This is a genomic window from Butyrivibrio sp. AC2005, from assembly GCF_000424145.1.
Lineage (GTDB): Bacteria > Bacillota > Clostridia > Lachnospirales > Lachnospiraceae > Butyrivibrio.
In genome coordinates, this window is record NZ_KE384142.1 from 77583 (window position 1) to 91311 (window position 13729).

Annotated in this window: 19 protein-coding genes and 3 pseudogenes; 17 read left to right on the plus strand and 5 right to left on the minus strand. The window is 37.2% G+C overall.

What is annotated here, in order from left to right:
* The first annotated feature begins 11 nt into the window (after positions 1–11).
* The 4 genes from G602_RS0124165 to G602_RS28325 all read left to right on the plus strand — a co-directional run bounded on the left by G602_RS0124165 (position 12) and on the right by G602_RS28325 (position 2261).
* Positions 12–269 carry a leucine-rich repeat domain-containing protein gene (locus G602_RS0124165; protein WP_207638187.1) on the plus strand — a complete coding sequence of 86 codons (258 nt, stop codon included), beginning with the start codon at positions 12–14 and terminating at the stop codon, positions 267–269.
* A 146-nt stretch (positions 270–415) separates the two neighbouring features.
* Complete coding sequence (locus G602_RS30780; RefSeq protein ID WP_442855932.1) at positions 416–769, plus strand: hypothetical protein; 354 nt, start codon at positions 416–418, stop codon at positions 767–769.
* Positions 762–1862, plus strand: a complete 1101-nt coding sequence (locus G602_RS0124175) for a HigA family addiction module antitoxin (RefSeq protein WP_026661327.1) — start codon at positions 762–764, stop codon at positions 1860–1862. The genes G602_RS30780 and G602_RS0124175 overlap by 8 nt, the downstream gene beginning before the upstream one ends.
* Before the next feature lie 174 nt (positions 1863–2036).
* Positions 2037–2261, plus strand: a complete 225-nt coding sequence (locus tag G602_RS28325) for a hypothetical protein (RefSeq protein ID WP_044933567.1) — start codon at positions 2037–2039, stop codon at positions 2259–2261.
* A 214-nt stretch (positions 2262–2475) separates the two neighbouring features.
* Here G602_RS28325 and G602_RS31665 read toward each other — a convergent pair whose 3' ends face one another.
* Entirely contained in the window at positions 2476–3447 is a 972-nt protein-coding gene (locus G602_RS31665) for an IS1634 family transposase (RefSeq protein WP_049945458.1), read from the minus strand.
* Between the two features lie 330 nt (positions 3448–3777).
* On the opposite strand from G602_RS31665, the gene G602_RS29615 reads away from it, so the two are divergent.
* Both G602_RS29615 and G602_RS30785 read left to right on the plus strand, forming a co-directional pair.
* The gene (locus tag G602_RS29615) at positions 3778–3960 is read left to right on the plus strand and encodes a hypothetical protein (protein WP_026661328.1); all 183 of its coding nucleotides are present in this window, start codon (positions 3778–3780) and stop codon (positions 3958–3960) included.
* 1 nt (position 3961) lies between these two features.
* Positions 3962–4135, plus strand: a complete 174-nt coding sequence (locus tag G602_RS30785; protein WP_155830077.1) for a hypothetical protein — start codon at positions 3962–3964, stop codon at positions 4133–4135.
* A gap of 147 nt (positions 4136–4282) precedes the next feature.
* Here the strand turns inward: G602_RS30785 and G602_RS30060 are convergent, their stop codons facing one another.
* Entirely contained in the window at positions 4283–4942 is a 660-nt protein-coding gene (locus tag G602_RS30060) for an Abi family protein (protein WP_196808768.1), read from the minus strand.
* Positions 4943–5092: 150 nt separating this feature from the next.
* On the opposite strand from G602_RS30060, the gene G602_RS29620 reads away from it, so the two are divergent.
* Positions 5093–5287 carry a hypothetical protein gene (locus G602_RS29620; RefSeq protein WP_049945460.1) on the plus strand — a complete coding sequence of 65 codons (195 nt, stop codon included), beginning with the start codon at positions 5093–5095 and terminating at the stop codon, positions 5285–5287.
* A gap of 60 nt (positions 5288–5347) precedes the next feature.
* A pseudogene (locus G602_RS31670) lies at positions 5348–6712 on the plus strand (IS1634 family transposase); the annotation flags it as partial.
* A 238-nt stretch (positions 6713–6950) separates the two neighbouring features.
* Here G602_RS31670 and G602_RS0124220 read toward each other — a convergent pair.
* Both G602_RS0124220 and G602_RS30790 read right to left on the minus strand, forming a co-directional pair.
* Complete coding sequence (locus tag G602_RS0124220) at positions 6951–7739, minus strand: Abi family protein (RefSeq protein WP_049945462.1); 789 nt, start codon at positions 7737–7739, stop codon at positions 6951–6953.
* Entirely contained in the window at positions 7736–7894 is a 159-nt protein-coding gene (locus G602_RS30790; protein WP_155830079.1) for a hypothetical protein, read from the minus strand. Before G602_RS30790 ends, G602_RS0124220 begins: the two co-directional genes overlap by 4 nt.
* Positions 7895–8356: 462 nt before the next feature.
* Here G602_RS30790 and G602_RS0124230 point away from each other — a divergent pair, with 462 nt between their 5' ends.
* Together G602_RS0124230 and G602_RS0124235 are read left to right on the plus strand one after the other, a co-directional pair.
* Positions 8357–8962: a hypothetical protein gene (locus G602_RS0124230; protein WP_026661331.1), complete on the plus strand. Its 606-nt coding sequence runs from the start codon at positions 8357–8359 to the stop codon at positions 8960–8962.
* A complete protein-coding gene (locus G602_RS0124235) occupies positions 8922–9203 on the plus strand; it encodes a hypothetical protein (RefSeq protein ID WP_026661332.1) in 282 nt (93 codons plus the stop codon). Before G602_RS0124230 ends, G602_RS0124235 begins: the two co-directional genes overlap by 41 nt.
* Before the next feature lie 518 nt (positions 9204–9721).
* Here G602_RS0124235 and G602_RS28350 read toward each other — a convergent pair.
* Complete coding sequence (locus G602_RS28350; protein WP_044933569.1) at positions 9722–10144, minus strand: helix-turn-helix domain-containing protein; 423 nt, start codon at positions 10142–10144, stop codon at positions 9722–9724.
* A 69-nt stretch (positions 10145–10213) separates the two neighbouring features.
* On the opposite strand from G602_RS28350, the gene G602_RS28355 reads away from it, so the two are divergent.
* The 7 genes and pseudogenes from G602_RS28355 to G602_RS31260 form a co-directional block, all read left to right on the plus strand.
* A complete protein-coding gene (locus tag G602_RS28355; protein WP_081676162.1) occupies positions 10214–10447 on the plus strand; it encodes a helix-turn-helix domain-containing protein in 234 nt (77 codons plus the stop codon).
* Positions 10448–10517: 70 nt separating this feature from the next.
* Positions 10518–11489: an aromatic ring-hydroxylating oxygenase subunit alpha gene (locus tag G602_RS0124255; RefSeq protein WP_026661334.1), complete on the plus strand. Its 972-nt coding sequence runs from the start codon at positions 10518–10520 to the stop codon at positions 11487–11489.
* A gap of 227 nt (positions 11490–11716) precedes the next feature.
* Positions 11717–12181 (plus strand): annotated as a pseudogene (locus G602_RS0124260) (IS1634 family transposase); the annotation flags it as partial.
* A 4-nt stretch (positions 12182–12185) separates the two neighbouring features.
* Positions 12186–12398 carry a hypothetical protein gene (locus G602_RS0124265; RefSeq protein WP_155830083.1) on the plus strand — a complete coding sequence of 71 codons (213 nt, stop codon included), beginning with the start codon at positions 12186–12188 and terminating at the stop codon, positions 12396–12398.
* 268 nt (positions 12399–12666) lie between these two features.
* Positions 12667–12798 (plus strand): annotated as a pseudogene (locus G602_RS32150) (type II toxin-antitoxin system HicA family toxin); the annotation flags it as partial.
* 49 nt (positions 12799–12847) lie between these two features.
* Positions 12848–13273: a type II toxin-antitoxin system HicB family antitoxin gene (locus G602_RS0124275; protein ID WP_026661337.1), complete on the plus strand. Its 426-nt coding sequence runs from the start codon at positions 12848–12850 to the stop codon at positions 13271–13273.
* Between the two features lie 264 nt (positions 13274–13537).
* Positions 13538–13729: hypothetical protein (locus tag G602_RS31260; protein WP_026661338.1), on the plus strand; the 192-nt coding region annotated here is incomplete at its 3' end.

A 13729-nucleotide genomic window follows, 5' to 3' on the forward strand; every position in this document is an offset into this window, starting at 1 on the left:
CAGGCATGCATTTGTTTTCTGTTACAATTCCTAACACTGTAACATCCATTGAGAATTGTGCATTCTATGGATGTACAAAGCTGACATCAATTAAGATAGGAAAGAATCTTGATATCATAGGATCAAATGCATTCAGAAAATGTACAAAGCTTAAAACAATCACTCTTCCTAAGAGTATAGACAAATTGGGAAAGAATGCTTTTTATGGATGTTCTAACCTTAAGACTATCATAATTTTTGAGAGTTTGCCAAAGTTTTTGAGGGTCTGACTGGAAGGTTAGATCCTTTTGACATAAATAAAATATGCTTTTGAACACTTCTATTTTCTATATACGTTTCCATTTACCTTCATTCAATAATGTGATATAAATTAATTACCTTTATGGTAATCAATTTTGAGGAGGCAGTAGCTAAATTGGGTATGCACATAATATACAAGAATGAGACAGCAAAGAAGCAGTTTTGTTCTGAGTATAAGAAGAAATGGAGGTATCCAGAGCAGGTTAAGAAGAAATTAGAGAGTGCAGAGAATTTTATTCTTAATGCAAATTCGCTTATGGATATAGCTAATTATATCCCGTTTCATTTTGAACACTTGCAGGGCGATAGAAAAAATGAGTGGAGCATACGACTTGGGAATACGGGGTACAGGGTTACTATGATACCTTGTGATGATGAGGGAAATGAAATCGTTGAAGGGGATATTTTAGCTCAGTGTAAAACAATTAAGATAGTAAAAGTGACGGAGGTGTCGAACCATTATGAGTAATGTTAAAGAGTATAAAGATATAGTGGCTTTTCATCCTGGATATTATATTTCGGATATTATTGAAGATATGGAGATAAGTCAGGCTGAGTTTGCGACTAGAATGGGAACAACGGCAAAGACACTTAGTCAACTAATAAATGGGCAAGCGAATATTTCTAATGATTTGGCTAAAAAGCTTTCTGTGATGATGGGAACAAGTGTTGAGGTTTGGCTGAATTTACAGAACGCGTATGATCAGAAACTTATTGAGATTCAGCAGGCTAAAGATATTGACGAACAGGAAGAGATAGTAAAGCAGATAGATTATAAGTATTTTGTTGAGGTCGTAGGTTTGCCTGTGGCAAAGACGATTAAAGAAAAAGTTTCAAATCTTTGCAATTATTTTAAAGTGGCAGATCTTAGAATAATGCTTCAGCCAGATTTTCTTGTAAATTTTCGACGAGGACAGAATTGTACTGCCGAGAAAAATATTATAAATTCCAGAGCATGGATTCAGACAGTTTTGAATATTGCTAAAGAAGTTGAAACAAAGCCATTTGATGCAATAAAGCTAAAGGAGTATCTTCCTGAATTGCGTAGTATGTCGGAACAAAAACCAGAACAATTTATGCCGAGAATGAGGGAGATATTTGCTGAGTGTGGAGTTGTGTTTATTGTATTACCTCATCTGAAGAATTCTGGTGTTAACGGAGCTGTTAAATGGATTAGCGAGGACAGGGTAGTTCTGGCACTGAACAATAGGGGGCTTGATGCGGATAAGTTTTGGTTTTCGCTTTTCCATGAGATTAAACACGTACTTCAACGGAAGACAAAGACAGTCTTTATAAATTGTAGTGCTGAAGAGATGATGGATATAAATAGTAAACTTGAAGAAGATGCTGATAATTTTGCTAGAAATTATTTGATTCCTCCGGCAGCATATAGAAAGCTTAATCCGAGCCAATACATATCGGATAATGAGATAGTTGCATTTGCAAATTCAATTGGCGTACATCCAGGAATTGTTGCAGGTAGACTACAACATGATAAAGTAATCCCACAGAATAGATGCTCAAAATTGAAAGAAAAATATGTAATAGTAATTGGTAGATAAGCATTATGTCAAAAATGGTTATAAAGAAGATAATAAAGGAAAAAGTAGTGGATCAAGAGTTGAGTATAAAGGAAAAGTAACTACTTTGCGTATGCACAAGCCACATGGAAGAAATTTTCTGCATGATTATCAAATAAAAGCAGTAATTGAGTTCCTTACGAAAGAAGGTGTTTTATGATGTTGAAATTGAAAGATAATATAATTGAATATAAAGGACATCAAGGAACATTTGAGGTTGACTGGACAAATAAAGAATTTCATGGACGGTTACTTGGAATCGACGCAATTGACGTATATGGTGGTTCGACCATGAAAGAATTTGAAGAAGCTTTTATGGAAGCAGTAGATGATGCTATTGAAGATGGTTATTATGAGAACATAGAGCTTATGGAAATGTAATGAAATGCTATTTTTCCAAGTATTATATTAGAGATAAGGGTGTTGCGAATATGCGGCGCCCTTTAATTATAGATGATGCAATTTGTGCTTGGGTAATAGCAAAAAGGAAGTTGTTAATCATACAGGCATAATACGAAAGAAAACATAGTATGCTTACAAGAAATAAAACTTTTAGAGATAGGCGTTCCAGACGTCTTCAAAATAAAAAACGTATTCATAGACTAAAATGTGGTAATACTGATAGTTTTAACTCTGAATTATAGTTATAGCGGGTAACAAAATCCGCGCGGATCTTATCAAGTATGCTGCTCACCTTGCTAAGTGAGAGTCTGGCACCAATGAGGAACTTATGGTGATGCTTCATAAGATCATTGATGTTCTTCTCACTGTAGAAGCCTCTGTCCAGGACAAGCTTTAGCTTATCGAGTTTAAGGAAATCAACATCCTTTATGAGGTTCTCTATGGTTTTAACATCCGTGATGTTGCCTGCAAGCTTTCTGTAATAAACAGGGAGCATTGATTCTTCTCCATACAGAAGTGCAAGGTTTATCTGCGGAAGGGAATCACCTCCTTTGTTCTTTCCATACTTCGCCTGCTTTATAAGAGTAGAGTATGAAGAGATAGATGTTGTATTAAATGCAAGATATTCATTCAGACCATGGCGTTTTGCCTGGTACCGGAAGTAAGCCATCTTTGCTTCCTCAGTAATGAGGCCAAAGAGCTCGCTGCTTCGCTGTGAAGGGATATCCTTGCCATATGGATGCCTGTGAGTCAGGCCCCACTTATGGAACCTGTACATGGGCTGGCCTTCTTCAAGCACAAGATAATAAGCAACAGACATTATCTGCGGTGCCAGAGAGCCAAAGCATTTGCCAAGATCAGCGGAAATGCCGGTTTTGTCACATATCTCATTCAGAAGATATGTTGATCCATAAAACTGTCTGAGGCATACCTCTGTAGGAACCGGACCGGTCTTAGGTGCAACAAGACTTTGCTCATACTCAGATTTGAGACGATGATATGTCTTGTTTGGAGTAAAGGCCTTGCCATCATACTTACCGATGTATTCTCGCTTATGGTCGGCGCACTGTTTTTCAGCGTTCCAAAAAGGCTTGTCAATATAAGCGTAACCGTTCTGGCATCTGACTTTGCTGGTGATCCAAGGCTCATTGATTTTCAGTTCCATAGCAATTACCTCCTTGGTATAATTATGCCAAGGATTAAAAGGAATCGCAAGCAAAATGGGCACTTTTGATACAATATTTTGTAGCTGCAAATCCAGTAAGCACAAGGCTTTGCGATGGTTTGTTAAATGAGTTTATACCGAATCCTTGGTATAAATTCACGGGAGCTTAGGATATAAAAAATTAACTGAATTAGGAGTGAATTCCTGCTGGATGAATAGCGAGAACTACTTTTCACTCATTAGAGAAATGCAAGATGATATCAAAAAAGGAATATTCTGGACTTTTCATATTCATTTTTTCATGCACCCTATGAAGATAACGGAGGCGTATTGCTTAACCAAGATGAGTATTTAGAACATTCTTGGCTTTATGAAGGAAATGAATGTTTTGGATTAGCTATGGCTTATCTTCTTGACACATTATCGCTAAGTTTTGATGATGCGATATGGAAAGAGTTAATAACAATCAGTAGAGATTTGGAGCAAGTAGCTATTGATATGGTTGCAATTTAAGATGAAAGAAACAGATTTATATAAAACTTATACAATGCAACAGCTGCTTGACAAGCTTGATGTCCTTGAGTGTTATGAGGACGAAAAGCATGCGCCTAGGATTGGTGAGCTTCTAGAGAAGCAGGCAGATATTTATAGGACTCTTGGAGTGGCATTACCAACCTCGTCATGTTAATCCGAGAATCCAGGTAATAACGTTACTGCCAGTATCGCCGGTAAATGGAGAAAAGAGTAAAAAATAGGACGTTGCCATAGCACCGCCCCGTCAAAGCATTTCTGCTTTTTTTGTTAACTTAATCTTAAAGCCTTTAAATAAATATTGTCAAGGTATAAATAATAAATTTTTTATAACTTCGCAGCAGAACTGATAAGAAGAAACAAGTAAAGCATTGTTTTTAAAAAAATCTTTTTTCTCAGGAATTCTATTAAAAAAGAGATCTTTGAGTTCGTCAATTCTATGCAGCCTGACATTCCCGTGAACTACAAGGCTATATAAATATACTAATGCAGCAAATTCATGAAGCGTTCTGCTAGAGAGCTTCTTTTGTCGTTGTGAAGTAGATATTGTAGCAATCTTTTTGATTTCCAAATTTATTTCTCTTGAAGGTACACTATTTCCTGCAGGCAAATGACATAAAAGACAAACATCATGAGATGCACCATTTCGCAAGTTGCGAACAAGATTAAGGGTGCTCCACTGAGCTGGAAGAGGAATACTTCTGCTTTTTGCATAGAAAGAATAAAACTCTAGAAGATCACCAAAAGTTAAGCATTCCAATAGCACCCATACTGGACAATCGTCATATGCTGTTATGTTAGAGACGTTTCGTCCGGTAGTTATATCCGTAGTTTTTGATATAGTAAAATATTTTCTAATAAGATCTCCGGTATGAGGCGAACTAATTGACCTCTCCAAATTTTGTAAAACAAAACTGTGCGTACGAAGAAACTGTTCAACTATATCATATCCATCTGTGGTCAAATCATGGTCTACATGCCAGAACAGGTAGATATGAAAATGCTACAAACTATGTCAAGGCAAATCTCGGAAATTTGTTCATTTCTTTTGCAGCTCTTTATATTTTGGAAGTAAAACCTAAGCTCTCGTGAATTTATACCAAGGAGACGAGGTATGGAACTCAAAATAAACGAACCATGGATGACAAGCAAAGTCAGATGTCAGAACGGTTACGCTTACATTGACAATCCTTTCTGGAATTCAGAAAAGCAATGCACTGATCATAAGCGTGAGTACATAGGCAAGTTCGATGGAGAAGTTTTTACTCCGAACAAGACCTATCACCATCTCAAGGCTGAGTATGAATAGAGCCTCACGAAGCCCAAGACTGGTCCGGTTCCTACTGATGTCTGTCTCCGTCAGTTTTATGGTTCAACATATCTGCTTGATCAGATATGCCAGAAGACCGGTATCGAAGCTGATCTTGGCAAGTGCTTCGGCTCTCTTGCTCCACAGATAATGCCCATTGCGTATTATCTGATTCTGGAGGAAGGGCAGGCTCTATACCGGTTCCATAAGTGGGGAACAACCCATAAACATCCATATGGCAAGGATATCCCATCCCAGAGGAGCAGCGAACTCTTCGGACTCATCACTGAGGAATCGAAGATGGCTTATTTACAGTATCAGGCCAAACGCCATGGAATGAATGAGTACCTTGCATTTGATACAACACCTATCTCTTCATGCTCGACACTGATAAAGCAGGCCAAGTATGTAAAGAACAAAGAAGGTGACCATCTCCCGCAGATAAACCTTGCGCTTCTGTACGGAGAAGAGTCCATGCTCCCTGTATACTACAGGAAACTTCCGGGTAACATAACCGATGTAAAGATCATAGAAAACCTCATAAAGGATGTGAATTTCATAAAGCTTGATAAGCTCAAGCTGGTACTGGACAGAGGCTTCTACAGTGAGAAGAACATCAACGACCTCATGAAGCATCATCACAAGTTCCTTATCGGAACAAGGATATCGCTTAAGCTTGTGAGCAGCCGGCTTGACAGCATCCGCGAGGACTTCGTTACCCGCTATAACTATAATTCAGAGTTAAAACTATATGTCATGTCATTTAAAGAAGAATGGGACTATACAGAAGAAAAGCCCCGCACCGGAGAGATAATCACTGACAAAAAGCGCATATATCTCCACTTCTATTACAATGACCAAAAAGCAACTGACGACAAGACAAGGTTCAACGCCATGCTTGACCGTCTTGAAAACAATCTGGTAAACGGCACTCCTGATCCGGCTGATGAAAAGCTCTATCAGAAGTACTTTACAATACACGAGACACCTGTAAGAGGCAAAACCTACAGCTTCAAGGAAGAAGCTATCCGAAAGGCTGAGAAGAACTACGGTTACTTCGCTCTCATGACCAATGGAATCAAAGATCCGGTGGAAGCGCTGCGCATCTACCGCCTCAAGGATCTTATTGAAAAATCCTTTGGCAATCTCAAAGAAAGACTTTCCATGCGACGAATGTCCGTCGCATCAGAAGAAAACTTTGAAGGCAAGCTGTTTATTCAGTTCATAGCACTTCAGATGGTGTCTTATATCAAAAAGCAGATGGATGAAAATGGCCTGTTTAACAAGTTCACAATCCAGTCATTACTTGATAAACTGGATACTATTGAGTATTATCAGCAGCCCGGAAAAGCACATCATCTATCTGAGATAACAGCAAAGCAGTGTGAACTCTATGAGTTCATGGGTGTAAATGTCCCGACATGATTTGAGTGATTTTTGTCCGGATAATTCAAGAATCATGTCCGGATGTTTCAGGGATCAATCCTTGGTATAAAATGACGGGACTTTAGGCTATAGCTCATTATGGTGAAGGATGGAAGACCAAAGAATAGACTGGAACCAACTTGAGGCAAGAATAACTATACAACGAAAAACAGAGCTAACATCACACAATGTGCAATGCCGCTCTGTAAAAGTCGAACTTTTTCTTTGTACTTGTATTTTACTTAGGAGAAAACCAACTGTCAACTACCAATTTCAGAAAATCAAAAGTACCCTTGAGCATAGGATTGTTCTTATAATAAACATTATTCTTGAATGCCCTGGCAATCACATCCTGAAGGTCCTTAGCCGCTTTTTTATGTACGCCTTCACTCGTGACAATCTCTTTGTGCATATAAAGAAGAGTCACAATTTGCTGAATTCTTGCATTGCTCATTCGATTCTTTCTAAAATTTTTATTCATGCCCTCGATACTCATCAACGCCTTTGTAACTCCAGCATTGGTATCATGGCTTGCTGTTCTTGCCTTCAAATCATTAAGAATACAGTTACTATGAGCAGAAGCATTTCGTATTTCTTTACAGGTTAATAACCTATAATAATTATTTTTCATATTCTTATCGGCAAATCTGTCTGCGCAAAAACCATAAAACGAAACAAGACGTCCAAAAGGTATAACCTCTAGAAAAGCCCAGATCGGATACGCGCCATCATACTTAACAATTATATCACCACAATATATATTTCCTCGGTTACGATCTATTTCTCCGTCATAAATAGCCTTTTTCTTCTCATTTAGAGAATCTATATAATCCTGTACTATTTGATAGCCATCTTCATTTGTCTCTTCTACCTTTCTTAGAAGCTGCAACTTAGTATGATGTTCAATATCCAACGCCAATGGAACAATCATGTACCTTAACTGCATATCGATAATAGCAATATCAACAAGATATGCAAAATCAAGATTTATATATTTTCCTTTATTTTCACCATCCGGATGTTTCACATAATTTTTCTATAAGATGTCAGCTTAAAATAATTATTATGCTCAGTCAGATAATGCTGTGCACTTTCTTCATCCATTATTTCAAATTTAACACCCTTATCTTTCAAATGTTGAATCTGTTTTTCAACAGAAAGTATTGGTTTTTTGTTATCCATAACAATTCAATCCTTGGTATATCTGGTTTACTTTGATTTATAGGATAACACAAGTTCATAGACTTTTAAATCCAGAAGACTAGGGGTGATATGGAATATAATCTGGCGGAAGGTGCGAATAATATTTCTGGAATAACAGCCACGAATATAAGATATTGCTTCAAGTATATGAATTAAAAGTGACCATAGAAAAGCGATGGTGAAAAGATATTGAGTTTGACAATGTATTCAAATGATCATGGGTAGGCTTCATTTTCTTTTATAAAGAGTTAATAAATTATATTATGCAAACAAGGTATAATAAAAAGGTGATTAAATAATTTGTATGTTGTTTGTGGATAAAAAGATAGAAATGCATATTTAAACGACGTTGTATATGACTTTAATCTTATTAGCAAGATTAGACGACTAGACAAAAAACTTTCTAAAATTTCTACAGCTCTTATTGCACCTGAAAGTAATATGACGTTATTGCTCAATGATGATAAGGGCATAGAGGTTAATGCAGAAATAAAGACAGCACAAGGTTTTTTAAGTGAGCCTATGTGGACTGCAGGTGAGAATTTTGCAGAAGATTCAACAACGGGAGAGATTATTAAAGTTGAAAACGCGATTGGTGAAACGTTAGTAATCCCTTATGAAGAAGGGGATAAGAAAATCGTTTTTTGCGGACAATTTAATGAAAATATGCATTGGAACGGACATTGCGTGATAAATGTTTATTCACAGGATGTGTTGATAAATATTACTGAAGCTAATTATGATGATGGGTTGTTGCTATCATACAAGCAGGCTTTTGTAGATAATGGATCATGGTATACCTCAAATAGAAAAATAATTGATTGTATAAACGGATACGATGTTTCAGATGGCGAGACATGGAGATACAAATATTCTGGTGATATTCGTATGAGCTTTAACTTTTTAGAAGTGGAAAGTAAGGATATTTTTACTGTTGATAGATTGAGAATAGGAGAAAAATTATTGGAGTATTATCAAGGCAGAACGTATAAAGGAAAATATAGTGATGGTACAGGAAATGCGATTTTTAATATGTTATTCGCCTGATGGTACAGTAAGGACTCTTTATAAAGGGGCTTTTGATGAAGGTCAATTTGATGATAAATCAGGCTTGGCATGGGAAATAGCAAAAGAGGATACTTCAAATAAATATTACTATTATAAAGGGACTTTTAAAAATGGGGTTAGACCTAAACATGATATAAGCCAAAAGCCTCTGAGCAAAGAAGAGATTATGGATATTATTGAAAGTAATGAATTAGAGTTAGACATTAGATGGAGTGAGTGACCGATATTGTTTATCTGAGAAAAGCAAAGCGATGTAAAATACATCCATAGAGAGACAAGGTGAATCATGGACAAATCGGATTATCCTTAACAATATATTTTGACACATGGAATTGTTTCTGTAAGGAAAATTACTTGCAAATAACATATGGGAAAGCAGGCAATAAAATGAGATTAGAGTATCTTGTACCTATAGACAAGGAAAATAGTATTTTGCAATTGATTGAAAATAATACAGTAAATACGCTTAGTGTTACAAATAGAAAGTTGAATGATGATATATGTATTATAATGGTCGGGATTAACGCTGATTCTGAAGAAATGGCAAGAAAACTATCTGATATCAATGATAAAATAATTCCTTTTAAACCTGTAGTACTTATAAACGAAAGTGCTGCGTATTTTAATAGGAGACTGTTTCCGCTGATAAACAATTTTGAGCGTAAATTACGAAAACTTCTTTATGCCGCTAGTGCACTGAAGCCAGGAGATGATATTATTATGTATGTGTTATTCCCCTTATTTGCTCACAGGTTCTTCAAGGACAATTTTGCATTCATCTTCAAGCATTCGAAGAGTCCATCTTGAATGACCTTCCGGAGCTGGGCTGCAAGCAATTTCAATGATGCGTGCTTCGGCACGTCCATCCATTTTGCGACGTGCGTTGTCAGAATTAACATTACGTTTTAAAGCTATTACGGCATCAATACCACCATCTCTATAAAGCTTTGTTATGTTAGAAACTGTTGCAGGACAAACACCATTTGCTCTTGCACTTTGGCTGTAGGTAAGACGTTTGCCGTGGTTATTATCAAGATCCATGAGTACATGACACCTGCATTTAAGTGTCTTACAACTTGATTTCTTTTTTGAAAGTGAAGAAAGTGTATTGTACTCCTCATCAGTTAAGTAAATTGCATTTTTGTTGGGTTTTCCTGCCATAAGTAACCTCGCCGTTTTCTTTTAATTATAATGGAAAAGCCCAGCAATTAATAGCCTTAATTTAATTAAATGTCAATTAGACAAGACACTAGATATACTAACGAAGAAATAAAAGTCATTCGTAATAAAGCCGGTATGACTCAATCTGTACTTGCAAATTACATGGGAGTTTCAAAGAAAACAGTTGAAGCATGGGAACTAGGAAGAACGCATCCTACAGGGCCAGCATGTCGCCTTTTAAATATTCTTGATCAGGGAAAAGAACACGAGCTTTCATTCGTTTCTGTTAAGACAAAAGATTAACTTAATGGTCTTGATGGAATAATTGCCATGTAAGTTGATATAGATTATATGAATGGGGGATGTGACTGAAATGATTAACAACCAGTGGTACGCTATACTCTCGTCACATAAACTCAAGAGAGGTAAAGTTGTTGGAGTACGTAGGTTTGGTGAGAACCTCGTAATATTTCGGACTGATGATGGACAAATTGGATGCGTAAACAGTCTTTGCGCTCATAGAAAGGCATCTTTGGCTAAAGGGTGTATACAGGATGATCATGTAAAGTGTCCATTCCATGGCATAGAGTATGATGTTTCCGGAAAATGCGTATATGTACCTTCAGAGGGCAGAGCTTCTACTCAGGACTATACAAGGTTTCGCATGAAAAACTATCCTACCAAGGAGATTGGTGGGATTATATTTGTATGGTACGGTGATAAAGAACCTGAGGGTGAGCCTGACGTGTTTGATGTGATCACAGATTCCTCATACGCATATGATCATATTGAGGATACGTGGAATGTTGATTACTCACGTGTCATTGAGAATCAGTTGGATGTTTCTCATCTCGCTTTTGTTCATCATAATACTATTGGTCGAGGAAATAAAACAGTATGCAATGGTCCCAAGGTAGTCTGGCTTGATGACAATACCATGCAGACCAGTGCCAATAATGAAATTGATAAAGGACAAACCCCGAAGTCGTCTGAAGCTGCAGAAATAAAGAGTACGAACCTTACATTCAAGTTCCCAAATATGTGGCTTAATCACGTGACGGATAAGCTGTTGATTTTTGCTTATTTTGTTCCGGTTGATGATGAACACGCTATCATTGCGCTGAGATTTTATAATAAATTTACAGGCATAAAGTTTATTGATAAGGCAATATCATGGCTTGGGAGCAGAGCTAACAAGATCGTCGAGAGACAGGATAAGAGAATAGTCGAAACACAGATTCCAAAGAAGACAGCTATCGCAATTGGCGAGTGTCTGGTTGCAGCCGATTTGCCTATTATGGAGTATAGAGGGAAGAGGGATAGACTTCAGAAGAGTGGGAAGTAATAGCTTGAGCTACGTAATATAGATTTATGTTTGATTTTGATTAAGAAGCAAATGAATAATGAAAGTACGCTAACTTCCAGTAGAAAGTGGCACTCAAATGTGAGAACTACAAGGAGGCAAAATGTACCTGGATTTTCTCGTTGCAGTACCAAATGTTAAAGGAAAAATTATCCATAAGCCAAAGGGAGATGCAATATATGTAAACTATGAGTATGGCAGGGAATATGATAAGACTCTGCGGATACTTTGTTATTGTTACATCTGCGAAGATGACAGCCGAAGAGGCAATAGATCTGTATTATAGCAGGGATGCATCAGAAAAACTGTTCCGCGGAGATAAGTCATATCTTGGAAATAAGAGTCTTAGGGTATATGGCAATGAGTCTGCAGACGCAAAGATATTCGTTGAGTTTGTCGCTCTTATAGTAAGAAACAGGATATATACAAGGCTCAAGGAAGAATTGGAAAAAATAGATGAAAAACCCAATTATATGACCGTCCCGGCAGCACTTAAGGAACTTGAAAAGATAGAGATGATACAAGGGCTGGATAGGATATACCGCCTGGATCATGCAGTCACAAAGACACAGAAAACAATCCTCAAAGCATTTGGTATGGACGCGTCTTATGTCAAATCAAGAGCTGAGAGGATAGGCGAGAGACTAAAGATTGCAGATGAGATCAGTGGGTAAGGATATGGCACGTATCAGTAAGGAAACGCTGAAAAACCAGATAAAGAAGGCGGAGGAAAAAGTCATAAGGACTGGTGAAGCATACAACAAAGCCTGTGATGAGCTTAAGGAGCTGAGAGCAAAGGAAAAGGCCATTGAACACGAAGAGCTTATAGAGGCATTCATTAAAAGTTGCAGATCCTATGAGAGGTTATGGAATTCCTCAAAGCTAAAATAAATGATGGCGGCAATGAACAGGAATCCCAAACAAGAAAAAGAGGCAGGAGAAAATCTCGAGCCTCGGAAAATTGATTTTGAGTAGAACTATTTAAGGAAGTTGACGTAGGAACTGCTAATGCAGGAACAGCTTTGACTATGTTATTAAAGGTGGTCTTTTCTTTCAATTTTACAATGCGCATAAAATACGTATAATATTAATTGGAATAAATAACATTTTCGAGGTACATCATGAAAAGACAAATTTTAATTAAAACCTTGAAAATGCTGGTTATTATCTCCTGAGGCATGGCGGGGAGCATGATATATATACCAATGGTACAATAAAAGTTCAGGTTCCTAGGCATAGAGAACTCAATGAGATAACAGCCAAGCAGATAATCAAGAAGGCAGGGATTTAATCCCTACCTTACTTGGTTTTTTCTGTCCTTATTGAAAGGGGTGGCTATAATGAAAGTGACGTATCCTGTATTTATTAAACAGTCAGGAGAGGATTTTTTGGTATATATACCTGATTTGGATGGTTATACGGAAGGAAAGAGCTTAGCAGACGCCATAGAGATGGCAAGGGATTATATTGGGCTTGCTGGAATTGAGCAGGAAGAGAAATTGCCAAAGGCATCGACATATGAAGAAGCATTACTAATAGCAAAAGATAATACAGAAATATTTGATTATTCTGATGGATTGCAGACAATTGTGGATGTAGACCTTATAGAATATAAAAGGCAATATGATAACAGAGCAGTGAGAAAGAATTGTACGGTGCCCTATTGGATGACGGTAAAAGCTGATGAGGCAGGCTTAAATTATTCAAGGGTTCTTCAAGATGCTATTGCTAAAATACTAAATCTCAACTATAATACAACCAATTAAAATTTGTCTTTCATTGGAGAGCTAGTCGTGGTATTTATACTATTGGCTAGCTCTTTTGGTTAATACAGATTAGCATTGAGGATATTCAAATTTTATGCGGAAATTCTAAAAGGTATTAATAATGTCTTTTTTTAAGAGGCTTCTGGCATGATGGTGGGTACTATGCCAGTCCTCTGATGTATATTTGCAATTGAAAAACCATCTGTGTTTCTGTAATGTATTAGCGTCCAAACTATACTACAGAGATACCAGAGGTACCCACAGATGGTTTCTGCTAATACATTATGTAAAAAATTGCTCAATGTCAATCATGCTGTCGTAGAAGATGCAAACTTCTATCTTGATCGGGATGGTGTTACCCACCTCAGAATCCATGCGCGGACGGATAAATGGCATCAGGATGATTGTCCGTTCTGCCACAGACGCTGTCCTCGTTACGACCAAAGGATAGATCAG

Bases quoted from the DNA above. Each gene is read 5' to 3' on its own strand.
- G602_RS0124175 (WP_026661327.1), top strand. From the start codon at position 762: ATGAGTAATGTTAAAGAGTATAAAGATATAGTGGCTTTTCATCCTGGA.
- G602_RS0124230 (WP_026661331.1), top strand. From the start codon at position 8,357: ATGACGTTATTGCTCAATGATGATAAGGGCATAGAGGTTAATGCAGAA.
- G602_RS30785 (WP_155830077.1), top strand. From the start codon at position 3,962: ATGAAAGAAACAGATTTATATAAAACTTATACAATGCAACAGCTGCTT.
- G602_RS0124255 (WP_026661334.1), top strand. From the start codon at position 10,518: ATGATTAACAACCAGTGGTACGCTATACTCTCGTCACATAAACTCAAG.
- G602_RS0124265 (WP_155830083.1), top strand. From the start codon at position 12,186: ATGGCACGTATCAGTAAGGAAACGCTGAAAAACCAGATAAAGAAGGCG.
- G602_RS0124275 (WP_026661337.1), top strand. From the start codon at position 12,848: ATGAAAGTGACGTATCCTGTATTTATTAAACAGTCAGGAGAGGATTTT.
- G602_RS28325 (WP_044933567.1), top strand. From the start codon at position 2,037: ATGATGTTGAAATTGAAAGATAATATAATTGAATATAAAGGACATCAA.
- G602_RS28350 (WP_044933569.1), bottom strand. From the start codon at position 10,144: ATGGCAGGAAAACCCAACAAAAATGCAATTTACTTAACTGATGAGGAG.
- G602_RS29620 (WP_049945460.1), top strand. From the start codon at position 5,093: ATGGAACTCAAAATAAACGAACCATGGATGACAAGCAAAGTCAGATGT.
- G602_RS0124235 (WP_026661332.1), top strand. From the start codon at position 8,922: ATGGTACAGGAAATGCGATTTTTAATATGTTATTCGCCTGATGGTACA.
- G602_RS31665 (WP_049945458.1), bottom strand. From the start codon at position 3,447: ATGGAACTGAAAATCAATGAGCCTTGGATCACCAGCAAAGTCAGATGC.
- G602_RS30790 (WP_155830079.1), bottom strand. From the start codon at position 7,894: ATGGATAACAAAAAACCAATACTTTCTGTTGAAAAACAGATTCAACAT.
- G602_RS28355 (WP_081676162.1), top strand. From the start codon at position 10,214: ATGTCAATTAGACAAGACACTAGATATACTAACGAAGAAATAAAAGTC.